We start from the raw sequence: 26,341 nt of genomic DNA on the forward strand, positions 1-26,341 counted from the left end.
GGAATATCATGACAGCACAAGAACGGATCGCCGCTCCGGGCCCGAAGAAGATTCTCGCATTGGACGGCGGAGGAATAAGAGGGATTCTCACCATTGAAATTCTTGCTGCAATCGAAAAGACATTGCGGGAACGGCAAAGCACAAGAGACATGGTTCTCTCCGACTATTTTGATTTTGTGGCGGGGACAAGCACAGGCGCCATTATTTCCACGTGCATCTCACTGGGCATGTCGGTAGATGCAATCCGGAAATTCTATATCGACAGCGGCGCGGAGATGTTTGACAAGGCGTTCTTTCTCAAGCTTCTTCATCACAAGTACAATGATGAGAAGTTGCGAGGGAAGCTCCAGGAAGTGATTGGAAAAGACACGACTCTCGGCTCGGACAAGCTGAGAACATTGCTTCTGCTGGTGATGCGCAACGCAACCACGGATTCCCCATGGCTTGTGACGAACAACCCTGCTGCAAAGTACAATCGGCTTGAACGACGGCAAAACCCGGGCGACTGCAATCTTGATATCCCTCTCTGGCAACTCGTTCGGGCAAGCACGGCGGCACCGGTATTTTTTCCTCCGGAAGAAGTTCAGGTGGGGAAGAAGAAATTCATCTTTGTCGATGGGGGAATCACAACCTATAACAACCCGTCGTTTGCGGCTTTCCTCACCGCTACGGTTGAGCCGTACAACGTGAACTGGAAAACGGGGGAGCAGGAAATGCTTGTTGTCTCCGTCGGAACGGGTGTATCACCGGATGCAAATGAGAATCTCGACGCATCCGACATGAACCTCGTGTATAATGCGAGTCGCATTCCTGCTGCGTTGATGTTCGCAGCCTCGAGCGAACAAGATCTCCTGTGCCGGACGTTTGGCCGTTGTGTTTCGGGAATGCCTATTGATCGTGAAGTCGGCGATATGATTGACAAGCGGGGTCCCGTTCACCCGAAGCTCTTTACATACATGCGATTCAACGCCGAGCTCTCAAAGCAGGGTCTGCATGATCTTGAACTTGCCGATATCAATCCGAAAGATGTTCAGAAGATGGACTCGGTGGAACACATCGACAAGCTTCAACGTGTGGGGAGGGCGGTTGGGAACAAGTTTGTACGGCCAGAGTGTTTCTCAGGTTTTCTGCAATGAACTGCGTTCACTCCCTGACCGTTAGCGTCTTATTCTGAATGAGCCGAAATCAATCAGCGAATCACTAAGAAACTGGCCATCAAACCTTGCAGTACCCGAAGGGCGTTGAATTGTGATCGAAATGTTCCTGTTGCTGAAGGAACCTGTCAGGTTGGAGACGGTTGAGTTCAACGTCTCAGTACCGGTAAAGATGCCAGTACTCACATTGATATTGCTCGAGTCGGCGTTAAAATCAAATGTATGATTGGGGTCGGCGGTGTTTGTCCAGAATGCGCCGTTTATGGGCGGTATGTAAGTTAAGTCGGCCGGTGCCGGGTCGTTCGTTGTGCAGCTCGCCAGGACAATAATTGCACTTGCAAAAATTGCCACCATACAATTCACGTTACGCATATCAGCCTCATTGATGTGTTCGAAATCCCCCCCGTGCTTATTGCTTGAGCTTTGCGAGCAGAGCGTCGGTTTCATCATCAAGAAGTTGGAGTTTTGAATTCAAAGACTCCACCCGCCGGGCTGTTGTCTGTTTGATTTCCGTTCGTATCCGCTCGACGTCGCGCCTGTCGGTAATCCTCTTGTTGTTGATGTCCATGACCATCACAAACATTTCGTTGAAAACGAAAACATCATTGCGGTGGATGTCTTCAAGGGCAAATCGCAGGAGTTTTTCGGTCAGGAGTGTAAGTTCCTGATTCTGCCAAACGGCTTCAATCTCTTCAATGATGGCGTTTTGATTGATAGTGAGGCTGTCGTGCATTTGGTTATAGGCAACGACGGTGGCTGCGAGTTCCTCTTCGACGCGTTTGTTACCGTGGGCGAGTTCGGGCAAGTATCCGCACAGCGTGTTGAGTTTCTGTGTGCGGACGGAGAATTCCCTCAATACTCTGGAGATGCGTAAAAACGATTTTCTCCGCTCACTCTCCGCATCCGGCGGCCGCGGTTTTTTTGCTATGTTCTCTACAAGTTCCTCCATCTTCTTTTCCCTGCTGCCGGCATCATTCACAAGTCCGCGGGGCATACGAATGCTCCAGACCTTGATGGTATTGTCGAAGTTCTGAAACGTAACTGCTATCCGGTACTCGCCGCTGCTCGTGTCGTCATACACCTCACCGAAAACCACCGTGTTGGCATCGTATGCCTTAAGTGTGTCCAGCGTTGCTTGTGAAACCCCGTCGAGCCGGTGAATAGCCGTTTCATTGTCCCGGTGTGCAATCAGCCGTGCAAAGTTCCGCCGTTCAAGAACCCGGCAGAATCCCTGTTGTGCCAGCTTCTCTTCAAACTCTATCGTGAAACGTTGTGTAATCAGATTTCTTTGGCCGCTCCGCGTCGTAAAATCCCATACATAGCACCGGATGGAATCTGGTGGCGTGGCACTGGCCGTATCAGATAGGCCCGACAGCAGGATGAATAGGAGGAAGCGTGCGACTTGTTTCATTCTTACTGTAAGCATGGCCGGATACTCTTGTCACTATCAACCAACACGTTCGTTGTGCACGTACGGAATTGATTCTTCAAAACAACCTTCTGGCCTGTTTCGCGCTCTTCCATTCGCAAAACAACAAAGCTGAGTCCTTCTTCAATCACGTCGGCAAATTTTCCGTCAACGGTGATATCGGCATTATGCAGGTCGGAAGGGATTTCAAGAGTGATGCGATGGAAGCGTTTCGGGTTTGTGAAATAGACTTCCGGGCGGGGAGGAATGTTGACGGTCGAGTCGGCCTTCTTTGGTTCTTCAGTGGCTGACTTCCCGTTCTTCGCTGTAGGTGAGTCGGGTTCGCGGTAGTATTGCCAGAAGCCGAGCGCAATAATCAGAAGGGCAATAATGAATCCGAAGTTGATGACACGTTTTGCTAACTCGGCGGCAGCTTTCTTGGAAATTTGGGGGAGAATTCCGGTTTTGAGAAGCGCCGTGAGAATGCCGAAGAATAGCAGTACGACGAAGCCAATCAACACAAGTGGGTGTTGGAGGAAGGGTGCGACATCCTTGAAAGATTGAAGGAATTCCATGTCGGCGTTCCTTGGTCCGGCGTCGGGATGAATTGTGAATGAGCAGAAATACTGACCTGAATAATCAAAGATCGGTAACAAAAAGCAAGGCGTTGAATCTAGTTCCCGAATAGCGTATCTTGTTTGCGCAAAGAACGACACGGGGCGTAGCGCAGCCCGGCTAGCGCGCTTGGTTCGGGACCAAGAGGTCGGGGGTTCAAATCCCCCCGCCCCGACAAAGAAGGCTCAGAGAAATCTGGGCCTTTTGCATTTTGCGGTATCCATGTTTGTATCTTCTCGCATCATCTCCTCTGATATTTTTCTGACAGCCTCATGACATTTTTCTGACAACTCCCTTTTCCGGTTGATATATGTTGGTGTTGCAATTTTCACCAATAGTTTCAATCACAAAAAATACAAGGAGTTCGTCATGAAAACACGACAGAATCCAATCGGTGTGGTGGCACGAGTATTCTTCTTGCCAATGTGGATGTTTCTCTCAGGTTGCAGCTTGATTGGTTTCGGCATCGGGGCGGCAATTGATGGCGGAAAACCCGACAAGGAAACAGTGCTGCCGGAGAGCTCACCCGGTCTGGCTGTTGGTCAACCTGTTCGGATTACAAGGGTTGACTCGACATCGGTTGAAGGAATGTACGAGGGTGTCACGAATCTTGACTCGGTGAAATATGCCGAACGATATGGTGGATTTACTGCAACCGCCGGCGGAGAATCTGCATTCCCCAAATTGGGAGAGACACTTGATCTCTACACGGTATCCGGGAAGTTGGGAGGAGAATACAGATTTCGAGGTTTTGGATTCGGGACACTGCAAGTTGCAGTGATCACCGATGATGGGAACAGTTTGGCTCAGTTGACCTTCTCGCAGTTGGTCAGAGTTACGGATCGTCAAGGGGATGAGTTTGATCTCAGCAGATTCGCGAGACTCAGCGATGAGGGGCGGCTTCCGCGAAACGTTGCGTTAGCGCTCACAACAGGGATCGGCGGAATGCAAGTTCCGTTCGATGATGTTGCACGGATTGAAGTAAACAACTCCAAGAATGCAAAGTGGATTGGCGGGGGAATCGGGCTTGCCCTTGATATTGCGTACTTGGTTGCCGCTTCCATCGCTTTCGATCGCTGGGGCAGGGATGAGGGGTGGTTACTGGGATGGAACCCTGGACGATAGTGTCAGAAGTCTTGTCCCGCCTGTTGGCAATTAGTTGAAGTCTATTCATCTGCTCAACTCGTGTCGTAGCGCAGTGCACAGTTCATCTATGTGCCTGCGCTCGACAATTAGAGGCGGAAGAAACCGCAGGACATTCCCGTGCGTGCAGTTGATAATGATGCGTCTCTCTAACAGTCTGTCGACAATTGGCTTTCCCGCGAATGTCAGTTCAACGCCAACCATCAGCCCTTTGCCGCGTACATCCCTGAGAATGTTCGGCATTTCTGCCTGCAATGCCCGCAGTTGTTCGATGAAGTAGGCGCCCGTTTCGGCAGCGTTTTTCATCAATCCGTTCTTCACAATCTCGTGCAATACCACTTTTCCTGCCGCGCACGCGACAGGGTTACCGCCGAATGTTGTGCCGTGATTGCCGGGCTTCAGCACTTCTGACAATTCTTCAGTTACCAGAATTGCGCCAAGCGGCAAACCGCCGCCGAGAGGTTTTGCGAGCGTAACGATATCGGGCTTGAGGTCATAGTGTTCAGCAGCTAAGAACTTTCCCGTTCTTCCTATGCCGGATTGAACTTCGTCAGCGATAATGAGGAAACCGAACTGCTTCTTGAGTTCTTTCAGTCGTTCGGCAAACTCATGACTCAGTTCGTGTATTCCACCCTCTCCCTGAATGATCTCAAGAAAGACGGCAGCCACCTTTTCCGAAACGGCGGCATTCAACTGCTCAACATCGTTGAACGTGATATTGGCACAACCGCTGAGGAATGGCCCGAACCCGTCGCGATAATCGGTGTTTGTCATCATCGAAAGTGCCCCCATCGTCCGGCCGTGGAAGCTCTCCTGCATCGTGATGATCTCAGAACGGCCGTTGGCGCTTCCCCATTTCCGCGCAAGCTTCAACGCGCCTTCGCTCGCCTCTGCGCCGCTGTTGCAGAAAAAGACGTTGCTGTAACCCGTTATGGTTCCAAGCGTTTCGGCAAGTTCAATCTGCGGCTCTTGGAGAAAGTAGTTTGAAATGTGAATGTACTCCTCAGCCTGCATGCGGATTGCGCTGACGAGCCCTGTGTGTCCGTAGCCGAGCGCGTTGACCGCGACCCCGCCGAGAAAATCGAGGTATGCGTTACCGTTTTTGTCGTAGAGGTACATTCCTTTTCCCCGGACAATCTCGACAGGGAGTCGTTTGTAGGTATGAAGAAATGCAGATTGCTCGCGTTCGGCCAGCGTCATGAGGGCTCCCGGAAAATCGTTGCAGAAAAGACTTGCATAATTATACGAGAAAATGTATAATCATGCAATTTGGTTCTGACCCGTTGGCGGGCAGAAGAATGTGTTCTCGCAAATGCAAAGAATGCCGCGTTCATTGATACGTATCGGGGTTGTCGGCGCGTCAGGATATTCGGGTCTTGAGTTGCTCAAGCTGTTGCTCGGGCATCCCAAAGTACAGATTGTCCGGTTGTTCGGCAACTCGTCTGCCGGAAAAAGGATCGATGCGGTTCATCCTTCACTCCGCAATATTCTACCCCTCGAAATTCAGGAGTTCAGCGAAGTATCATTGCAGGGGATCGATCTGCTTCTCTTTGCTCTCCCGTCCGGCCAGGCGATGTCGGTGGTACCTCAGGCTCTCGCTGCAGGAACAAGAGTGATAGATTTGGGCGGGGATTTCCGCCTTTCCGATTCGGCGATCTACCGACAATATTACGCGCATCACCATACAGCTCCGGAGTTGCTTACTCAGGCAGTCTATGGATTGACGGAATGGAATTGTGAGAAGATACAGAAAGCCAGACTTGTGGCAAATCCGGGCTGCTACCCGACAAGTATTCTTCTTCCCCTCATTCCGTTGCTGAAGTCAGATGTTATTGAGTCCTCGTCCATTGCCATCACGGCCTACAGCGGCACGTCGGGTGCAGGGAAGTCGGTGACGGAGAAGATGATGTTTACGGAAGTGAACGAAAGCGTGCGGGCGTACAAGGTCGGTACTCATCAGCATATTCCTGAAATCCATCAATACCTTAGAGTGTTTGGCGGATCAGAGGTTTCGTTCTCATTTGTGCCGCATTTGCTTCCGGTGAGCCGCGGCATCTATACAACAATTCATGCAGTACTGAACGAAGGAACTGGCGAAGAAGAGATCGCCGAAGCGCTGCATTCGTGTTACGATGCATCCCGCTTTGTTCGAATCGTCTCGCCCGATCTACCCGAAATGAAAAACGTTGAGCACACGAATTTCTGTGATATCGGTTTTTCAGTTGAAGGAAATAGTCTCATCCTCCTTTCCACAATTGACAATCTCGGCAAAGGGGCCGCGGGACAAGCAGTGCAGAACATGAATGTTATGTTCGATCTACCACAATCGGAAGGATTATTGCCATGCTACCAGCATTAGAGAACGAAGCACTTGTAGCGACTGAAGAGAGAGGCGGCACACTTCCCAAAGGGTTCCGGGCTGCTGGTGTGCATTGCGGGATCAAGCGCATGAAAAAAGATCTTGCCCTCATCGTGTCCGACGTTCCTGCAACGGCAGCCGCAGTGTTCACGCTGAACAAAGTGCAAGCCGCGCCGATTGTTCTGAGTAAGCAACATTTTGCAACGCGCAGTAAGTTCCGCGCAATCATCATCAACAGCGGCAATGCCAACGCATGCACAGGAGAAAAGGGATTCGAGGCTGCATGCGCAATGGCTCAAACGGCGGCGGAGGTTCTTGGCGTGGATCCTTCCGAAGTCTTTGTTGCATCAACAGGTGTGATTGGCGAGCCGTTGCCGGTCGGGAAAGTTGTCAGCGGAATCAGAACAGCCGCTGCGCTGTTGAGCGCAGAGGAGCAGCACAGCGCTGCAGAGGCAATCATGACAACCGATACGTTTGTGAAATCGGCTTCGGCAACGTTCGAGATTGACGGGAAAGAAGTGAACATCGGCGGCATTGCAAAAGGCTCCGGCATGATTCATCCGAACATGGCGACGATGCTCGGCTTCATCACCACCGACGCGGCAATTGAGCGCAATGCATTCCAGGGGCTGTTGAAAGCAACCGTGGACAGAACATTCAACCGTATTGTGGTTGACGGTGATACGAGCACAAACGACATGGTGGTGGCGCTGGCGAACGGAGAGGCCGGCACAAATCCGCTGCAACCCGGCACCTCCTCATTCAACCGGTTCGCTGAGCAATTCGAGAACGTATTGCGCAAACTCGCGCTTGATATTGTGCGTGATGGCGAAGGAGCAACAAAGCTCGTCGAGATTCGTGTTGAAGGCGCCTTGAGCAACGGGGATGCGGTAAAGGCGGCAAAAGCCGTTGCGCTATCTCCTCTTGTAAAAACGGCGATTCATGGCGAAGACGCAAATTGGGGGAGAATCATCGCCGCTGTCGGGTATTCCGGAATTGATTTCAACCCTCCGGAGTGTGAAATCACAATCAACAACATGCCGATTCTCCGAAAGAACTTTGCCGTCACACGTTCAAATCATGAATCAAACAAAAGTCTCAAGAGTGATTTTATCGAGATGACCATCGCGCTGCACCGGGGAGACAAATCGGCAACGGTCTGGACGTGTGACTTCTCAGAACAATACGTCGCGATAAACGGGAGTTACCGGTCGTGAATTCTGCCGAACTCCGCAAGGAGGATGTGCTGGTTGAGGCACTGCCGTATATTCAGCAGTTTGAACGGACCACGTTCGTGATTAAGTACGGCGGCGCGGCAATGGAAGATGAGCAACTGAAACAAATGGTTTCACAAGATGTTACCTTGCTGCGAAAAATCGGCATTGATGTGGTTGTTGTTCACGGTGGCGGGAAAGAAATTACATCTCTTGCAGGCCGGTTGAATCTTGAAACCACATTCGTGAACGGGCAGCGCTACACAGATGAGGAGATGCGGGATGTTGTGCAAATGGTGCTTGCAGGACTCATCAACAAGGATATAGTCCGGCGAATCAATATGCACAGCGGCAACGCAATCGGCTTAAGCGGAATTGATGCTAAGCTGCTTACGGTAAAACGGTATGATCGTGAAGATCTCGGTTTTGTGGGGGAGATAACGAATGTCAATGTATCGTTCCTCCGCTCGATGCTGGGTGATGGCTGTTTGCCCGTGATCGCCCCTCTCGGTGTAGATGGTGAAGGAACAGTCTACAATATCAACGCCGATATTGCCGCGGCGGAAATTGCAAAAGCGCTGGTTGCGACGAAACTGATTTACTTGACCGATGTTGAAGGCATACGAGCCGGTTCGGATTTGCTGAAATGCCTCTCTGAATCCGAGGCAGAGAATCTTATTCACAACACCACCATCAACGGGGGGATGATACCCAAAGTCGAATCGGCGCTTGATGCCTTGAAAGCCGGAGTGGGGAAGGTGCACATCATTAACGGCAAGACCCGGCATGCGTTACTGCTTGAGATTTTTACGACTGAGGGAGTCGGGACGGAAATCGTGCATCAAAACGGAACTCGATAATGAACAAGGGCGACATTCACAAGCGGCACGCAGCTATCAAATCTCTCATTTCATCAAAAGATATATCGAATCAGACAGAATTGGTGAAGGATTTGAAAGCGAAAAAGATCGATGTTACTCAAGCTACGCTTTCACGAGATCTGGCTGAACTCGGCATCATCCGAATGCCGACGGAACATGGTTACCGCTATGAAATCCGGACTGCAAGTCCCGAGCCGGTATTACGGGGCTTTACGGCGGAGGAAGTGATTTCAGTCGATTCAAACGAAAATCTGATTGTGATCAAGACATTTCCCGGCAGGGCGCAAGGTGTCGCGTTCCTTCTCGACAGCAAAAGAGATCCGGAAATTCTGGGAACGATTGCAGGCGATGATACGATTGTCGTCATTCCCAAATCCATCAAACGAATCAAAAAGACAATCAACAACATCTCACACTATTTGGGGCTGAGCTAAATGGCAAAGCAAAAAATCGTTGTGGCATACTCCGGCGGGCTCGACACGTCGGTGATGGTTCATTGGCTGAAGAACCATTACGATGCCGAGATTATCACGTGCACGGGAAATCTCGGACAAACAAAGGAAACGGCATCCCTGAAAGAGAAGGCTCGTTCCGCGGGAGCTTCTAAAGTCTACTACATAGATTTGCGGCGCGAGTTTCTCGAGAGCTACGCGTTTCCCGCGTTGCAGGCGGGAGCCCTGTATGAAGAGGCGTACCCGATGGCAACGTCGATTGGCCGTCCGCTGCTTGCAAAGACGATGGTCGAAATTGCCCGCAAGGAGGGTGCGACAATGATTGCCCACGGTTGCACGGGAAAAGGCAACGATCAGGTTCGATTTGAAGTCTCGATTGGCGCGCTTGCGCCGGATATTCAGGTGATTGCTCCGTTGAGATCGTGGGAGTTCAAATCTCGTGAAGAGGAAATTGAGTACGCAGCGGCAAACGGCATTCCGGTTTCAGCGACAGTAAAGAGTCCATATTCGATTGATGAAAATCTTTGGGGAATAAGCATCGAATGCGGCGTTCTTGAGGATCCGATGGTTGAACCGCCGCTCGATGCATTTCAATCAACCGCCTCTCCCGAACTTGCGCCTGATGAATCCGACGAAGTGACGATTGGCTTTGAGAGAGGAATTCCTGTCAGCATTGATGGCAGGGAAATGGACGGCATCTCTCTTGTCGAATTTCTCAATTCGCTTGGTGCACGCAATGCAATCGGACGGCTCGATCTGATCGAGAACCGGCTCGTCGGCATCAAATCGCGTGAGGTGTATGAAGCGCCGGCGGCGACGATTCTCCATTTTGCGCATAAAGAACTTGAGCGGCTGACGCTTGACAAAGGCGTTGCTCAATACAAGTTTCTGGTTGCGCACGAATATGCCAATCTGATCTACAACGGGTTGTGGCACTCGCCGCTACGGGAAGCGCTTGCCGCGTTTGTGGCGAAAACTCAGGAACGAGTCAGCGGCGCCGTAAAAGTCAGGCTCTACAAAGGAACAATCCGCGTCATTGCCCGAACTTCGCCCTATTCACTGTATGATTCAAAACTCGCAACGTACACTGCGGAAGATCAGTTTGATCATACAGCCTCTGAAGGTTTCATCAAAATTTACGGGTTGCCATTGAAAACCTACAACCGTGTCGGCGGGAATAATCCTCCCAACGGCAAGAAGAACGGACAACCGGTGGGGAAGTATGCCACTGTGGAATAGCCGTTTCCGAAAGCCGCTTAACGACGAGGTATTGAAGTTCACCTCATCCATTGAGATCGACAAGCGATTATACAACGACGATATTGACGGGAGTATTGCCCACGTCCGGATGTTGATGAAGAAGAAGATTGTCTCAATCGCAGACGGGAAGGCGATTCAGCGCGGCCTTGAACGCATTCGAAAGGAAATCGGCTCGGGCAAGTTCAAGATCAATTGGCGTGACGAAGATGTTCATACACTGATTGAAGAACGGCTTGTCCGTTTGATTGGTGTGAGAGGAAAGAGACTCCACGCTGGACGAAGCAGGAATGACCAGGTGTCACTTGATGAACGGCTCTATCTCCGGAAAAAGATTCAGGAGATAGGAAAACGAATCAAAGCCTTGCAACTGACTCTTCTGTCGCAAGCCGAATCTCACAAGAAGACGATCGTACCCGGCTATACACACTTGCAGCGGGCACAGCCGATTCTCTTTGCTCATCATCTCCTCGCCTACGTTTCCATGTTTCACCGCGACGCTGAGAGATTCAGAGATTGCGGAAAACGCAACAACCGCTCGACGCTGGGCGCAGCCGCCTTTGCCGGCACCTCGCTTACCATAGACAGAAGAATGACAGCCCGACTCATGGGGTTCGACGGAATTGTTGAGAATAGTATCGATGCCGTGAGCGACAGGGATTTCATGATTGAGTTCATCAGCGCCTGCGCAATCACGATGATGCATCTCAGCCGGCTTTCCGAGGAGATGGTGTTGTGGTGTTCACAAGAATTCGGCTTTGCCCGACTCGATGATGCGTTTGCAACAGGCAGCAGTCTCATGCCGCAGAAGAAGAACCCGGATATCCCGGAGTTGATTCGCGGCAAAACCGGAAGAGTATACGGCAGCTTAGTGGGTCTTCTTACCGTCATGAAGGCTTTGCCGCTCGCTTACAATCGCGATATGCAAGAGGACAAGGTTCATCTTTTTGAGACCGTTGATACAACAGAAGATTCTCTGCGGATTGCAGCTCTCATGATGAAGAATACAGTCTTTCGCCCGGATGGATTCGAAAGGCAATTGAAGGGAGACTTCACGCTCGCAACAGATCTTGCCGAGTACCTTGTTCGAAAGGGCGTTCCGTTCAGACGTGCACATTCGGCAGTCGGGAATCTGGTTGCGCTCTGCGACGATCGGCGATGTTTGTTGCACGAGTTGTCGCTCAACGACTACAAAAAAGCAACTCCATCGTTCAAGGAAGATGTATTCCAGTTGCTTCATGCCGGCGCAAGTGTCAAGGGCAAGCGTTCCGAGGGCAGTACATCACCTGATGAAGTAGAGAAGGCGCTGCGTCGATGGAAGAAACGGCTCAAATAGAGGATGATTCGAAATATGTGAATGTTTGAATTTCTTGTTGACAAAGCCCCCCCTCTTTCCTACATTTAATCACCATCATTAAGTTACGTTCACACCATCAAGACCCATCGCACGTTACGCAAATCAGCCCGGTCACGAAAGTGTTACGTGCACGGTCGAGGGTCACAGAAGTACAAACAAACAACCGGTGTGGCGCCATGATGCGCGGATCGAAAACCTTCACACAATCTTCATCATAAACAACTTGGTCGCTATTACGCTATGCGAACTCACACACGCAAACCCTTCTATTGGCTGACGTCCCTTCTCGTCGCCGTTGCGATGTTCGGGATATCATGCCAGCAATACGAGTATTCGTCGCCCGGTCCGGGAATTCTTGAACTCAGATTGGCGGTAAAGAATACACGGGAGAATATTATTCCGTTCAATGATTTCAGTTTTTTGAATATCGTCATCAGGGACATGGCGGTGTTGCGAAACGACGGAACGTATCTGATTGTCTTGGCTGATCTTCAAGCCATTCAGCGCAAAGAGAATGGGGACACGCTGAATTGCATTACTTTTGCAGCAAGAGACTCTCAAATCGTCTTGGGACAGGTATACGCGCCTCCCGGCACATATGTGGGTCTGGGACTTGACAAAATGACTGCTGTTGTTCACGACCCGTTCTTGCTGAGGTTTGATGGCAACCGGTATACTCCCATTGCAATCCTTGATGTGGGTTCTGCTCAGAAATTCACGATGCTCGCCCCGCCTCCGCCGTTTGAGGTGAGAGAGTCGCGAAAGACGATCGTCACATTTACCCTTGATCTGGATCAGTCGATGCCACGCAGAACGGAGTGGTTTGAGTGGGTGGCACCGTTGGTGTATATATCCTCAATTCAATATTTATAGTTACAGCCAAAGAGTTCGAAGCGCTATGAATAGTACATCTCCGCAATCTCGATTTGTTCCGAAGCCGCGAACAGTGTTGCTGGCCGTACTTCTTACGGGAGTGATGCTTGGCCTGTGGAACTGCAACTATCCGGATACGCCTGCTGCAGGCAATTCGCTGCCAACTACCCGGTTGGCAAATGTGCCGGCAAACGACACGATTGCCCAATACATCAGCTTGGGCGTCATTCCGGAAATAACCCTCTTCTGGCTCGGCGATGATCCGGATGGATATGTTGTTGCGTACAGGTATCGCTGGATTGACTTTTTCAACGGACAACAACGTCCTCAGCCATTCCATACGGTGCTCAATCTTGTCAGCATTGGTCCTACACCGCTTGAACGTATGATGCTTGTGAAGGGCAATCAAAATTCGATTCCCAATATCTACACGTTCTTTGCGACACTGACAAATCAAGACGGTGATCTGATTAGCGCAATAGGCGATTCGTTGGCGACAGGCCGAACATTTGCCGTTCCGTACAAGACCGGCATCGTGGTTGGCGACTCCGTGTCAGGTGCGGATTCCGTTATCCATCGCTCGCCGACGACAGGACGTTTCATCTTTGACTCTCCGGCAGACAGCAACATGCATCGTTTCGAGGTTGCATCGATTGATAATAATGGCGGTATCGACCCGAACCCTGCACACGTGAATTTCTGGACATTGCGTTCGCCGGCACCACTCGTGACGGTTACAGCGCCCGTGGTGAATACACAGATAAGCGCAGGACTGGCTGATACCAATCAGATTGCGATCAGACATGCGACCGATCGATTCCCCGGGCTGAGGATTGACTTTAGTGCAATAGACTTCAGCACCGATGAACGTGTGTTCTCCTGGGCGGTGGATGATACGCTTGACCCTGCGAGTTGGTCGCCGTGGAGCGAGAATACGTTTGCGCTTGTAACAGCCTCGTCTTTCAAGCCGATTGTTACGGGCTGGCACAATTTCTACGTCCGTGCCAAGAACCGGTGGGGTGTGCTAAGCAATATCGCCACCTACATGCACTCGACAGGGCAGGGCAGCTTCAAGGCGACGATTGTGGCAATTGACAGCATCGGGTATGTGCCTCGAATTCTGGTGATCAATTCGGCACCGCCGCCAAGCGGGTCTGTGCCTTGGGGAATCGACACAACGGCGAGCAGAAACTACTATTCAGGGATTCTTGATGCAGTAGGGAAGTCAGGGAAGTATGATATTTGGACTGTTGCCGGTCGCCCGATTGCCAGTGCATTTCCAAGCGTCATCACGTTAGGTCAATACTCGACAGTCATACTCTTAATGGATCAGAAACTGCCCGCAATCGGCGGGGCTGTGTATCAGTTTGACCCGACGCGTCAAACCAACATGAGGAGGTACCTCACAGCGGGCGGAAATCTGATCTTCAGTGGTCCGGTGAACTACATTACTGCTATTCAGAACTTCGAGCCATGGTCGGTTGAGATATTCCATACACTTCCGTCTCCCCCTGCGTATCCTCAACGCATGAACAACAATCTCGATTTCAGGGGTACGAGGGGGCACAATGGCTATCCCGACTTGACGATAGACCCCTCAAAGTTGCCGGCTGACTCGCTTGGTTCTCTCCGGCAGATCATAGTCAACATTCCCGCCGGATTCGGCGAGACGATAGGGTGGTTCAATTCGAGAACCAGCGACCCGGTATGGAATAATACTCCTGTGGGTATTCGTTTCCTTGCGCCCCCTCCACAACTTCCCGCGCGGCGAACGTATTCAGTTGTTCACTTTGGTTTCCCGCTGTATTATGTTGAACAGGCTTCCGCCACACAAGCCATGCAAAAAGCTCTCACAGACGTACATGAATTGCCATGATGACGAACTTATTCTCTTCGAAACAGGAGGGGCTCTCAATGAAATTCCTACGGAAAGCTGCGTTTGTTCTTCTGTCTATCAGTGTTGTGTGGAGAGGGTACGCGGGTACTACGGGAGCCCTTGCAGGAAAAGTAACCGACGTGTCAACAGGTGAACCACTCCCCGGTGTCAACATTGTGGTTGTGGGAAGCGGACGCGGCGGCGTCACCAACACGAAAGGTGAGTTTTCCATCACCGGTATTACGGAAGGTTCGTACGTTCTTCGTGCCTCGCTTATCGGGTATAAAGCGATGGAAACGCAGAAAGTGCAGATCGATGCTGACCAGACAACCGTGTTCAATTTCCGGCTGGCGAGCACCGATATCGAAGTGGAAGGCGTCACGGCATTTGGCGAAAGGCCAATCGTTGACGTTCGCAAGCTTTCAGGCGACCAGACCTTCAGCAAAGACAAAATCGAGCAATTACCCAACCTGAAGGGTGTTGAGGATGTGCTGACGCTTCAGGCCGGCGTAGTGAAGTTTGGCAACCAATTGTTCCTCCGTGGTGGTAGGGCGAACGAAACACAGATCCTTATTGACGGCGTGCCGGTGAGCAATGTGGGCGGTGGCGGTACGGCAACGGGAACGAGCAGCGCAAATGAGCAATTGCAACAATTGTACTCGGGAACCGGCACAGCGGGAGGTGGGGCATTGTCCGTGGCGGCAAACGCTATTCAGTCTGTTAGCGTTTCCAGCAGCGGCCTCGATGCCGAATACGGAAACGCGCAGTCGGGTGTGGTGAATATCACGACAAAGGCCGGTGGAGAAAGATATTCTGCTTCCGGTCAATTTCGAACGGATGGTATTTCAGCAGGCGGCGGTCAAAACGAACGTTACTATTCCGCCAATCTCGGTGGCCCGGAGCCCATCACGTCATATCTGCTTCCGTCAATGGGAGTAGAGGTGCCGGGCAAACTCTCATTCTTCATGAGTGCCGACTTTAACCAGCAGGATGGCGCATACAAGTTCAATCAAGATCAGTTTTATAATCCCCAGCGCCGGAAGGTGAAGTTTGGCGGAATTTTTGGCGGACTGTTGGGCGGTTTGGGGTTCAATTACACAGACAAACAATCCAACACATATTCATTTAACACCAAATTGTCGTATGCAGTCGGGGAGAGCGACCAGTTCTCTTATAGCTATCGTGCAAACATCGAATCGCGGCGGTCGCTTTACGGCAATTACAGTTGGCGGGATTTGTCGGATTCCTTGGGTACACGGCTGCGGCTTAATACGCAGAATGTTGTTCAGTGGACCCACATTATTGGTTTGAATACTCTTCTGCGGGGATTTGTCAGTCGGCAAGAGACACAGGAAGAATACACAATTGGAGACCTGAATCCCGCGCAATATTCCACTGTGACAAATCTCTCCGACCGCGACCCGAACCAGGATGGGTTCAACGATCTCGGAACCGGACAAAGCTGGAGCAGCAACAATACGGTATTGTGGAACGCAAAATTCGACTACAGCAGTCAAGTTCACGAATTGCATTATTTGAAAACCGGTATCGAGTACTTCTACGAACAGTTGCGCGGAACAAGTATTTCCTTCCCGCAAGCACCGTTCGGTGAACGACGGCGTGCAGACAGCCTGAGTGGTGGAGTAGGTTTATATCCGGGCTACGGCCGTGGCCGTTGGGTCACCAACGCCATGCCCAGCCGCGGTGGCCTTTATGTTCAGGACAATATCGAGTTCGGCCAGGGGCTTCTCTCGATCCATGTCGGAATTCGTTACGACTGGTTCTATCTCGGAAAACAGGTGTTTGACCAAGGGCCGTCAGGATTTGTAACGCGTTGGGAGCAAGCAACGGGCCTCAAAGCTACGTGGTTGGACAATAAGTCCTTCTTCTCACAATTTACGAGCGGGAACTTCAGCCCGCGGCTTGCAATCGGGTATCCGGTGTCGCAAACCACGAAATTCTACTTCAACTACGGCCACTTCCTCCAGCATCCGGACAGAGATCAGCTTTATCGGTTCCCGTTGTTGATTGATATTTCCGGCAACTACGCAGGCAACCCCGGTTTGAAACCACAGCGTACAGTTCAGTATGAGGCTGGTTTTGAGCAGGCTATCTTTGATGATCTCGCGATAGCTATCCGCGGTTTCTACAAAGATATCTTTGATTATGTCGCGCCGTTGAACACCGGACAAATCAACCTCAATGTCAATCTTGATTATGCCAGCGCTCGCGGCTTTGAAATCATCCTCAACAAAGCGCTTTCAGATCATTATTCCGGAAGTATCGGATACACGTTCCAGATTGCGAAGGGACGCTCGTCGAACCCGTTTGCCGCATTGAACAGCCCGCAACTGCAGGGTTTGCCGCGTGAGACACGCCTCGACTACGACCAGCAGCACACGTTGAATCTCTTTGTCGCATACCGTGTTGCTCCGGGTGAAGATTATGAAGTCTTCGGAATTCCGTTGGATAATTGGGGCGCCTCGGTCACGTTCAACTTCGGCAGTGGTTTCCCGTACACGCCCTACAACAGGGGCAGAAGCCTTGAGGATGTGTACCTGCTGAACACAGGCAACGGGCCGTTTACATCTGAGCTTAATCTCTCGCTTTACAAAGGATTCAGGGTGTTTGACAAGCTGAACCTCACGGTTTCCCTTGACGTTCTTAATCTCCTAAATCGAAAGAACGTCGATTTGAATGCCGGGGGATTCAACTCGTTGACAGGACGGCCGATTCTGTTCGGCGACTACAATCCTGAAACGGGCGTTATTTATCCGTGGGGAGGTTTCGACGGAAGCCAATCACTGGATGCGCGTGTGCCCCCGTATATTTTCAGGGCACCAAGACAAATTGCATTAGGAATGAAGATTAATTGGGACTAAGGCCTATGAACACCCTACATAAAACCCGTATTGCGGCAATAGCTCTGGTGGCATTTCTCATTGTTGCCCCTGCCGACATGTTTGCGCAGCCCTTCAAGAGTATAAAGCAGGGCTACACAATGCTGTTGCAAATGGATAACAGGGGCGTCTTCGGACGCATGGCGTACCCTCGCGGCAGCAATGAACCCCCCGACTCTCTCGGGCTTGAGTACCCCGTGGGACGGCGGATAGAGCATATTTTCGGCGCCGGAGTCTGGATAGCAGGCAGAGTTGATACATCGGCAGCCGGCAATAGCCCTCGAATTAAAGTTGTGACAACGGCCTACGAAGGCTGGTCCGGACCCCATTTTGAAATGTGGCCCGAGCCGAACGACGATTTCTGGCGAGCGAGCAGAAGTGATAGCGTGAAGCCGCCGGGATGGGACACGTATTGGGGCACTGATCTGGATTTTCGCCCGATTTCCGACAATGATCTATATTCTAAGTATACAGATTATCAAGTGCGTCCCGCCGGTCACGTACCGATGGGAATAAAGGTTGTCCAGAGTTCGTATGCTTGGGATGATCCGTACGCGGAAGCGATCATCATCAATGAGTATAAGATCTTCAATGTTGATACAGCGCGTACCATCGAGGATGTGTATGTTGGCTTTTTGTGCGATGCCGACGTCGGGCCGGTTAATGTAACAAACTACTTTCAGCGCAACTTCACGGGTTACTACCAGAACGCCAGAACCGCTTATATTCATAATCCATCTGATCGCGGTTCAACGCCTGTTGGGATCTCGTTGTTGTATCCCGATCCTGACACAACGATCATCAAGAAATACACATTCCAATGGTTTCCCGGGAACAACACTCCGGCGCCCGACGTTCCAAAGTACGATATGATGGCGAGTGGAAACATCAGGCCTGATGAATTTCCGTCGCTATCCGACACACGGTTCCTCTTTGCGTTCGGCCCGTTTACACTTACGCCAGACACGGTGTTGAAGATTGCGGTCGGTATTATTTCAGGGACTGACTTGCGCGATCTCCAGAAGAATGCCAATCGTGCTGTTGATATCTACAAGAATCAAGGTATCAAACTTCCCTCCACTCCACCCTCACCGCCCTTGCGTGCGGAGGTCGGCTTCCGTCGAGTAAAACTGGATTGGAAGTGGAGACCCGGTGACTTCGAACTCTTTGGCAGACCTGATCCTGAAACCAATTGGGATACAACAAGCCAGGTTGCCCGTTGGGATACATCCCGAATTTCTCCCCCCTATCCTCCGGGTATTGACCCGAGTCGAGGCGGTCGCAACTTCGAGGCATACCGCCTGTGGCGCAGTGAGCATCCCGGCGTTAATCCTGCAACGGGGAGACCCCTGGTTCCTGATGCCAGTTTTACATTGCTGAAACAGTTCGATGCAATCGGCTACACAGATTCTACCCGGTTTGAATACGAAACCGGATTGCAATACGAGTTCATCGATTCGAATCTCGTACGCGGAAAAGTCTATGTGTATTCTGTTACATCAAAGTCTATCCCGAATATCGCATATCAGACAATCAGAATCGGGGACCGCGATACGCTTGTCACCGTTCCTGTTGAGCCGCTGGAGTCTGGAAAGCTCACCAATGCCGTCCGCGTCGACCTTCCGTTCGCAATATCTCAAGATGCCAACAAGGTGTCTGTTGTTCCGAATCCCTACAGGACGGATCGGGACTACAAACTCGAAAGTGGCGGATATGAGGGATTGACGAGCAGTTGGACGGAAAATGAGAGAAAAGTCAAGTTCATCAACCTTCCGGAAAAATGCATAATCCGCATCTTTTCACTGTCGGGTGATCTGGTGCGAACCGTCCAGCACGATGGCGGCGGCGGAACATTCCCTCGCGGCGATGCGGACGTTTTGCTCGTGAGTGAAAGCAACCGTGCCCTTGCAAGCGGTATCTACATTTTCACCGTCGAGTCGAATCTCGGCGTGCAAACCGGAAAATTCGTCATTATCAGATAGAGAAGAGCCATGATAACCCGACATTTACCAATTCGCATTTGTGCAGTTGTCGCGGGAGTTGCGTTGCTCGCGATGAGTGCATCGGCAGGAAATAGAGCCGGTGCCGTTTCGGGGCAATTCCTTAAGCTTCCCATCAATGCCCGTTCGGCAGGCATGGGAAATGCCCAGGTTTCGCTTGCACAAGGAGCGCTTTCGATTGCAACTAATCCGGCCGGCGTTCTCAATATCGAAGGTGCCTCTTTCGGATCAACGTATAACCAGTGGTGGGCTGATATTACCGTTGCCTTCTTTGGGGCAACCGCCAAGGTTGAAGGCTGGGGCACGCTTGGCGCGGGAGTTACGTTGCTCACCACGGATGAAATGAACGTGACAACACCCGCGTTCCCGGAAGGAACCGGCCAGAAGTTCAAAGCCAGCGACGTTGCCTACACGGTAACGTATGCCAAGCAGATCAGCGAGTTGTTTGGCTTGGGCCTGAGTGCCAAGTTCATCACTTCCAATCTCTACAACAAGGAAGTCAGTTCAAATTCCGTCGCGTTCGACATCGGTACGCTCTATGACATTCCGGTTCTCCGGACGCGATTGGGAATTTCTGTCACAAATCTCGGGAAAGACCTGAGGTACATCAACGAACAGTACTCGCTTCCGACGGCGCTCCGCTTTGGGGCAACAACGGCTCTTCTTCAGGAAGAAATGCACAATGTGCAGGCTGTGTTCCAGATTGGCAGACCGAACGATTCCGACGAGCAGTATAATGTTGGACTTGAGTATGGCTTTAACGAGACCCTCTACTTGCGCGGTGGATACAAATTCAATTATGATACCGAAGACTTCACCGGCGGCTTAGGGGTAAATCTGAAGAGTTTGGGCTTGAACGGGGCGGTTGACTATGCATACTCACACTACAAATTCTTGCCTGCAACTCATATGTTTTCCATTGAAATAGGATTCTGAAGTATGACCTTACGAACTGTTGTTCCACTTGTTGTGATCGGGTGTTTCGGTCTTTTCGTTACGGGATGCGAGGTGGAAACCGAATCACAACCGCCGTTGTCGTATCCGCCGGCAAATCACGTTGTTATCAATGAAGTGTACACACTCCCTGGAACGAACCCGAATGCACATTCGTGGCTTGAATTGTTCAACCCGACCTCACAGACGTTCGATCTTTCTACTTGGTCCCTCAACTTCACCACGGTCCGGCTCGAGGTTCGAGGCCTCAAGTTCTGGACAGTAGTCTTTGATACAATCAGGACTCCGACCGACACCACAGTTGTTCCCCGTCTGCAAGAAAGTGCCCGGCAATACCTGATTTTTGCGCTCGATTCGGTGTTCAGGCCGTATGACGTGCCCATTGGAAGGGTTACCGATACCGTCCGGGTCCGGATAGCCGGAACATCGACATACGTCGATACCTTGGGATATCAGTCCGATGACGGCAGACTCGAGGTGCGCCCCAATGAGTTCCTCACACTGGTCAACAATCTCGAACGACTCCGCGTGTATAACTCAATAGGACCCGGTACGGGGCCGCAACCAACGTCTTCCGTGATTCTACCTTTTCTGGAAAATGATTTTTCGACAAACATGTACGAGGAAGCCAGAACCCTCCGGGATAGTCTGAATCCATTCACGACAATTCCGGATACGCTGTATGGCCATGCGTACTTGTTTCTCCTGCAGCAAACAGACCAGATTATTCTGAAGGATGCAGCCGGGAATACGGTTGATGTTGTCCGCTACGGAAGCTACTCGTACACCGGCCCCGGTGCCGATCCCTATCCGAACAATCGTACTGTAGGCGCTATTCCAGAGTTTGAGTCTATCGCGCGCTATGCCGGTGCCTATTCGACGAAGAACACAGCGAACGATTTCTACATCACACATGCAGGGCTGCGACCCATACCTCATTGGCTAAGTCAGCAATATAAACGTTAGACTTTCTGCTGAACATAGAAAAACGGAAGAGACATGCTCTTCCGTTTTTCGTTTCTTGGTTGCTATCGCAGTATCAGAGAACATCAACAGGCCCGGAGCCAAGCCGGACAATCCCCGGTTCATCTCCCGTCAGGTCAATAACTGTTGATTGTTCCGAAACCAGCGGCCCTCCGTCGAGTATCATTTCCACGCGATTCCTGAATTGAGCTGCTATCTCGTCAGGGTCATGCATCACTTCGCCTTCGCGTGAGGTGACGCTTGTGCTCAGGATGGGGTTGCCAAGTGTTTGAACCAGAGCCAGCGTGGTCGGACTTGCGGGGACGCGAATACCAACAGTCTTTCGCTTTGAAACCAAGATCCTCGGCAAGTGTTTCATCCTTTGTGCCGGGAGAATGAACGTGTATGGCCCCGGAATCAACCGCTTCATGATTCTGAACGCCGTGTTGCTGACATGGGCATATTCGCTGATATGTGTCAGGTCGGAACAGACAAAGCTGAACGGCTTATCCGTCCGTTGTTGTTTGATGAGATGAATCTTCTCGATGGCATTCTTGTTGTCAATACTGCAGCCGAGTCCGTACACTGTGTCTGTCGGATAGATAATAATACCGCCGTTCTGCAGAACATCAACCGCCTTGCTGATGATTCGGGGTTCAGGATTCGTTGTATGAACTTTCAGAATCATAGTTGCTGCTTAGGGAATGCGATGAAATAATAGCATCAATTAACAACTTCTCGCCTGTAATGGCAAATCAATACTCCTCCGACGATAACCGGTTTACCTTTTGGCAAACAGTCCATTCAGTCGTGATATACTTGCGAAGTCTGCCTCTGCTAATCGTCATCTTCATCATTTTCATCCCTTTGTCATTTCTGTTCAAGAAACCCGTGTATGATGAGTGGCTTCGAATGGCATCGAGATTTTTCCTGCGGTTTGCGGGTGTGAGGGTGCGTAGTGTTACCGGACTTGAGAACATCCGTCAAGGTGAGCCCTACATTCTCACTCCGAATCACGTCAACTTTCTCGATCCGTTTATCTATCAGGGATATTTTCCGTATTACCTCCGTGGATTGGAAAAGAAGGAGAATTTCAAGATACCTGTTTGGGGTCGATGGATGAGGGCCGTCGGGCAGATTGAAATCGACCGCGAAAGTCCGAAGCGGGCGGCTGAAAGTATGAAGGAAGTGGCTCGCATCCTGCGTGAAGAGCGCACCTCCGTAATGGTCGCGCCCGAGGGAACGAGAACACCCGACGGAAGATTGCAGCCGTTCAAACGCGGGCCGTTTAAGACGTCTGCCGAGGCTGGTGTTCGAATTCTTCCAATGTGTTGCAAGGGACTGTATAACATCAACAAAAAAGGCGATTGGCGTGTCAAGCCCGGCTTCGTTGATATCGTGTATGGTGAGCCGCTCGGACCACCGGAGGATTCCCACGAATCGCAGAAGGCTGTTAGTGCCGAATTGCGCAGATGGATGTTGGAACAGTTGGGTCAGGGAGAAGAATCGCTCGAAGGTGCAGAGCGTCACGGCGATTCTTCGACCGCAAAAGCAAGCTGAGTATCGGTAGGTGATTTCACGTACAATCATGATTGTGTATCCATGTCTTTTCTGTGGTTATCGTCACCTTCCGCGAAGGAATGATGTAGTATAATAATAACGAATACTCTCATTGGTCCAATAGCATTTATCAGGGTTAGTAATGCGAATATTACTCGTTGAGGATAACTTCGAACATCTGCGCCTCACAAAGTACATTCTCAGACATCACAATGTTCCCGGTGAAGTGTACGTAGTACGCGACGGGCAGGAAGCAATAGATTATCTGCACAATAGAAATCAGTTTGCCGACACATCTGCAAACCCGCGGCCGCAAGTAGTACTGCTTGATTTGAATATTCCATGTATAGACGGGAAAGAGGTTCTGAAGATGATCAAGACGAGCGAATCGCTCAAGGATATTGCAGTTGTGATATTGAGTTCGTCTGATCGGGAAGAGGATATTGCGTTTGCTTATGAGAACGGCGCTGCAGCATATATTTCCAAATCAGCCGGTTTTGAGCGTTTGAATGAAGCTCTTTCCTCAATCCACACATTTGCAAACGCAGAGCGCAGCATGGTGTTCTGATTCACCACGCCGGCATCGCGTATTTTGCTGCACAGCGGGATAGCGAAGCCGGCAGTCCTGCCTTGAATGTCCTCACGCTTCTTCGTACCTTGGTGTAAATTCTCATCATTTCATCAGTATCGTTCATGTCTCATTGGTTGGTGGCCCTTGTAGGCCGTCCCAACGTGGGCAAATCCACCTTGTTTAACAGGATTGTCGGTCGCCGCGACGCCATTGTCGACGACATGCCCGGCGTAACACGCGATAGGAACTATGCAGATGCCGAATGGGCAGGGAAACGATTTTCCCTGGTCGACACAGGCGGCTATGTTCCTGCTTCGGAGGACATCTTTGAAACGGCAATCCGTGAACAGGCCCAAATAGCGATTGATGAGGCCGACGTTGTGCTGTTTGTTGGCGATGCACAGACGGGAGTTCTGCCTACGGATGCAGAACTGGCAAACATCCTTCGCAAGACGCAGAAGAAGGTTCTTCTTGTTGTTAACAAGATCGACGGGGAGAAGAAGGAGGCCGAACTCGCAGAATTCTATCGACTCGGGCTGGGAGAGCCGTATTCCGTATCGGCATTGGGCGGGCGAAAGATCGGGGATTTGCTGGATGTTGTCACTCAAGACTTTGACACCAATGCCGAAGAGAAAATTGATCCCCGCCTGAAACTTGCTATCATCGGGAAGCCGAATGTCGGCAAATCGTCGTTTGTCAACGGACTCCTGCAGGAAGATCGACACATTGTCACGGACATTCCCGGAACAACGAGGGATCCGATTGACGCCATTCTGAAATATTACGGGGAGGAGATTCTTCTCGTTGATACCGCAGGACTTCGACGTAAAAGCAAGATCAAGGAAAGCGTGGAATTCTACAGCACCATCCGGACGCTCAAGAGTATTGAGCGATGCGATGTTGCTGTTGTGTTGATTGATGCGACGCAAGGACTCGAACATCAGGATTTGCGGATCATTGAAACAGCCACTCAACGCAACCGTGCCGTCGTCATTGCTGTCAACAAATGGGATTTGATCGAGAAAGATGACAAGACAGCCCGTTTGTTCGAGAAGTTGTTGAAGGAGAAACTCCGGATTTTCGATTTCATCCCGATCATGTTCATTTCCGCGCTGACAAAGCAACGGGTCTACAAAGTGATAGAACTGGCGAAAGTTGTTGATGCCGAACAAAACAAACGTATTGCAACGAGCGAGTTGAACAACACGATTGGTGAGGATATCAAGGTGTTTCCCCCTCGCAGCAGATCAGGGAAGGAAATCAAGATAAAGTACATCACTCAAGTGAAAGCAAAGCCTCCTGTGTTTGCGTTCTTCTGCAACGAGCCCAAGATGATTGACGACAACTATCGCCGTTATCTCGAAAACAAACTGCGCCAGCATTTTGCATTTACGGGGGTTCCGTTGGTATTGTCCTTCAAGCAGAAATAGATGCCGAAACGAATTGTTGTCATAGGTGGAGTCGCAGCCGGGCCAAGTGCTGCCGCAAAGGCCAAACGGACGAATGCCGATTGCGATGTTGTTCTCTTCGAACAAAATGAACACATCTCGTACGGTGTTTGTGAGATTCCGTATTACATCGGGGGCGATGTGGAAGGAAATCGCCTTGTCTCGAATACGCCCGCACAGCTGCGTGAAAAGAAGGGAGTTGAAGTTCGAATTCTGCACCGCGTCGAGGAAATTCTTCCTACCAGAAAGAGGATTATTATCCGCGATCTTTCGCTTGGGAAATTACGCGAAGAAGCGTATGACCGGTTGATTCTCGCAACCGGTTCCCGACCGAAAAGGCTCGGCGTCGAAGGGGAAGAAGCGCGTAATGTCTTCTCCGTTAAGAAGCTCGAAGACGCGTATCGGCTGTACGAGTTCATCAAATCTGAAAAACCGAAGCACGCAGTTATTATCGGCGGCGGCTATATTGGTATGGAAATGGCTGAGGCTCTTCGTTCCCGTTCGCTCGATGTCACCATCCTTCATCGTCACAACCTGCCGATGCACGGCCTTGAAAGGGAGACGCAGGAAGAGGTTCTTCGGGAACTCGCGATGAACAATGTCCAGTTTATTGGAGAAGCGAAGACGGAGGGTTGTGTTGTTGATACCCGGAAGCGTGTGTCGCATGTGGTCACGAAAGACGGTTCGTTCCAAACCGACCTCGTCATACTGGCGTTGGGTGTTGTACCCAACAGCGAGATTGCTCAGAAAGCCGGTATTCGGGTCGGTACTACTGGCGGGATTCGAACGGATCAACGACAGGAAACGAATCTTGACAACATCTACGCCGCCGGCGATTGTTGTGAAGTCAGGAATCTTGTGAGCGATAAACCCGCGTACATGCCCCTTGCGACAATCGGAAGTAAGCAGGGCTGGGTTGCCGGCGAAAATGCAGCGGGAGGCAATGCGTCGTTCCGCGGTGCAGTTCGGTCGATAGCAGTCAAAGTGTTCGGGCTTGAAGTGGCGCGAGTAGGATTAAGTTCCGAAGAAGCCCGTGCCTCCGGTTTTGATGTCATAACCGAATCGGTTTCGGCATGGTCGAAAGTTGCTATGATGCCGGGAAGTGCGAAGGTCTCGATCACGATGATCGCCGACAGACGAACGAAGCGGCTCTTGGGTGTCAACATGATCGGGAGTGATGGAGTGGTGTTGAGAGTGAACACGTTTGCTGTAGCTATCCAGAATAAGATGTCTATTCCTGATATCCAGCAATGGGATCTTGCGTATTCCCCGCCCTTCACGCCATTGTGGGACCCGATTCTTGTTGCTGCAAATGCTACGGCCAGGAAGCTCGGCAATCCGTGAACCCGTGAAGGA

The 26,341-nt window shown here is 51.0% G+C and carries 23 protein-coding genes and 1 tRNA gene; 19 read left to right on the forward strand and 5 right to left on the reverse strand.

All coding sequences use genetic code 11. From position 1 onward, the window contains the following. Positions 1-8: 8 nt before the first annotated feature. Positions 9-1,136, forward strand: coding sequence for a patatin-like phospholipase family protein (locus KF749_01055; protein ID MBX2989735.1), 1,128 nt, complete (start codon positions 9-11; stop codon positions 1,134-1,136). Positions 1,137-1,157: 21 nt separating this feature from the next. Here the strand turns inward: KF749_01055 and KF749_01060 are convergent, their stop codons facing one another. Genes KF749_01060 through KF749_01070 form a run of 3 tightly spaced genes read right to left on the reverse strand, consistent with a single transcriptional unit; the run spans position 1,158 to position 3,137 of the window. Next, a complete protein-coding gene (locus tag KF749_01060; GenBank protein ID MBX2989736.1) occupies positions 1,158-1,526 on the reverse strand; it encodes a hypothetical protein in 369 nt (122 codons plus the stop codon). A gap of 37 nt (positions 1,527-1,563) precedes the next feature. Next, the gene (locus KF749_01065) at positions 1,564-2,565 is read right to left on the reverse strand and encodes a hypothetical protein (GenBank protein ID MBX2989737.1); all 1,002 of its coding nucleotides are present in this window, start codon (positions 2,563-2,565) and stop codon (positions 1,564-1,566) included. Between the two features lie 2 nt (positions 2,566-2,567). After that, on the reverse strand, positions 2,568-3,137 hold the full coding sequence (locus KF749_01070) for a hypothetical protein (GenBank protein MBX2989738.1): 570 nt from the start codon (positions 3,135-3,137) through the stop codon (positions 2,568-2,570). 140 nt (positions 3,138-3,277) lie between these two features. Here KF749_01070 and KF749_01075 point away from each other — a divergent pair. Both KF749_01075 and KF749_01080 read left to right on the forward strand, forming a co-directional pair. Further along, a tRNA-Pro gene (locus tag KF749_01075) sits at positions 3,278-3,352 on the forward strand. A 194-nt stretch (positions 3,353-3,546) separates the two neighbouring features. Then, positions 3,547-4,302, forward strand: coding sequence for a hypothetical protein (locus tag KF749_01080; protein MBX2989739.1), 756 nt, complete (start codon positions 3,547-3,549; stop codon positions 4,300-4,302). Positions 4,303-4,347: 45 nt separating this feature from the next. Here KF749_01080 and KF749_01085 read toward each other — a convergent pair whose 3' ends face one another. Next, positions 4,348-5,520, reverse strand: a complete 1,173-nt coding sequence (locus KF749_01085; protein MBX2989740.1) for an aspartate aminotransferase family protein — start codon at positions 5,518-5,520, stop codon at positions 4,348-4,350. Positions 5,521-5,641: 121 nt separating this feature from the next. Between KF749_01085 and argC the strand changes: the two genes are divergently transcribed. The 12 genes from argC to KF749_01145 all read left to right on the forward strand — a co-directional run bounded on the left by argC (position 5,642) and on the right by KF749_01145 (position 21,409). Further along, positions 5,642-6,679 (forward strand): N-acetyl-gamma-glutamyl-phosphate reductase, encoded by a 1,038-nt coding sequence (argC, locus tag KF749_01090; protein MBX2989741.1) that lies wholly within the window; start codon positions 5,642-5,644, stop codon positions 6,677-6,679. Then, complete coding sequence (gene argJ, locus KF749_01095; protein MBX2989742.1) at positions 6,664-7,896, forward strand: bifunctional glutamate N-acetyltransferase/amino-acid acetyltransferase ArgJ; 1,233 nt, start codon at positions 6,664-6,666, stop codon at positions 7,894-7,896. Before argC ends, argJ begins: the two co-directional genes overlap by 16 nt. 26 nt (positions 7,897-7,922) lie before the next feature. After that, positions 7,923-8,753: an acetylglutamate kinase gene (argB, locus tag KF749_01100; GenBank protein MBX2989743.1), complete on the forward strand. Its 831-nt coding sequence runs from the start codon at positions 7,923-7,925 to the stop codon at positions 8,751-8,753. Beyond that, positions 8,753-9,208, forward strand: coding sequence for an arginine repressor (argR, locus tag KF749_01105; GenBank protein ID MBX2989744.1), 456 nt, complete (start codon positions 8,753-8,755; stop codon positions 9,206-9,208). Before argB ends, argR begins: the two co-directional genes overlap by 1 nt. Then, on the forward strand, positions 9,209-10,465 hold the full coding sequence (locus tag KF749_01110) for an argininosuccinate synthase (GenBank protein MBX2989745.1): 1,257 nt from the start codon (positions 9,209-9,211) through the stop codon (positions 10,463-10,465). After that, positions 10,449-11,819: an argininosuccinate lyase gene (gene argH, locus KF749_01115; protein ID MBX2989746.1), complete on the forward strand. Its 1,371-nt coding sequence runs from the start codon at positions 10,449-10,451 to the stop codon at positions 11,817-11,819. The genes KF749_01110 and argH overlap by 17 nt, the downstream gene beginning before the upstream one ends. A gap of 261 nt (positions 11,820-12,080) precedes the next feature. Continuing rightward, positions 12,081-12,713 carry a hypothetical protein gene (locus KF749_01120; protein MBX2989747.1) on the forward strand — a complete coding sequence of 211 codons (633 nt, stop codon included), beginning with the start codon at positions 12,081-12,083 and terminating at the stop codon, positions 12,711-12,713. Between the two features lie 25 nt (positions 12,714-12,738). Next, entirely contained in the window at positions 12,739-14,589 is a 1,851-nt protein-coding gene (locus KF749_01125; protein ID MBX2989748.1) for a hypothetical protein, read from the forward strand. Between the two features lie 38 nt (positions 14,590-14,627). Next, on the forward strand, positions 14,628-17,471 hold the full coding sequence (locus tag KF749_01130) for a TonB-dependent receptor (protein ID MBX2989749.1): 2,844 nt from the start codon (positions 14,628-14,630) through the stop codon (positions 17,469-17,471). Positions 17,472-17,476: 5 nt separating this feature from the next. Continuing rightward, the gene (locus KF749_01135; protein MBX2989750.1) at positions 17,477-19,471 is read left to right on the forward strand and encodes a T9SS type A sorting domain-containing protein; all 1,995 of its coding nucleotides are present in this window, start codon (positions 17,477-17,479) and stop codon (positions 19,469-19,471) included. Positions 19,472-19,480: 9 nt separating this feature from the next. Further along, complete coding sequence (locus tag KF749_01140) at positions 19,481-20,425, forward strand: PorV/PorQ family protein (GenBank protein ID MBX2989751.1); 945 nt, start codon at positions 19,481-19,483, stop codon at positions 20,423-20,425. A 3-nt stretch (positions 20,426-20,428) separates the two neighbouring features. Continuing rightward, positions 20,429-21,409, forward strand: coding sequence for a lamin tail domain-containing protein (locus tag KF749_01145; GenBank protein ID MBX2989752.1), 981 nt, complete (start codon positions 20,429-20,431; stop codon positions 21,407-21,409). A 73-nt stretch (positions 21,410-21,482) separates the two neighbouring features. Here the strand turns inward: KF749_01145 and KF749_01150 are convergent, their stop codons facing one another. Continuing rightward, complete coding sequence (locus KF749_01150; GenBank protein ID MBX2989753.1) at positions 21,483-22,094, reverse strand: threonylcarbamoyl-AMP synthase; 612 nt, start codon at positions 22,092-22,094, stop codon at positions 21,483-21,485. A gap of 224 nt (positions 22,095-22,318) precedes the next feature. Between KF749_01150 and KF749_01155 the strand changes: the two genes are divergently transcribed. The 4 genes from KF749_01155 to KF749_01170 all read left to right on the forward strand — a co-directional run bounded on the left by KF749_01155 (position 22,319) and on the right by KF749_01170 (position 26,329). Further along, a complete protein-coding gene (locus tag KF749_01155; protein MBX2989754.1) occupies positions 22,319-22,966 on the forward strand; it encodes a 1-acyl-sn-glycerol-3-phosphate acyltransferase in 648 nt (215 codons plus the stop codon). Positions 22,967-23,108: 142 nt separating this feature from the next. Then, the gene (locus KF749_01160) at positions 23,109-23,534 is read left to right on the forward strand and encodes a response regulator (GenBank protein MBX2989755.1); all 426 of its coding nucleotides are present in this window, start codon (positions 23,109-23,111) and stop codon (positions 23,532-23,534) included. 125 nt (positions 23,535-23,659) lie between these two features. Next, entirely contained in the window at positions 23,660-24,967 is a 1,308-nt protein-coding gene (der, locus tag KF749_01165; GenBank protein ID MBX2989756.1) for a ribosome biogenesis GTPase Der, read from the forward strand. After that, positions 24,968-26,329: an FAD-dependent oxidoreductase gene (locus tag KF749_01170; protein ID MBX2989757.1), complete on the forward strand. Its 1,362-nt coding sequence runs from the start codon at positions 24,968-24,970 to the stop codon at positions 26,327-26,329. It abuts the gene before it with no gap. Positions 26,330-26,341: the final 12 nt, after the last annotated feature.

Source organism: Bacteroidota bacterium (genome assembly GCA_019637975.1).
Taxonomy (GTDB): Bacteria; Bacteroidota; Ignavibacteria; order UBA10030; family UBA6906; genus CAADGV01.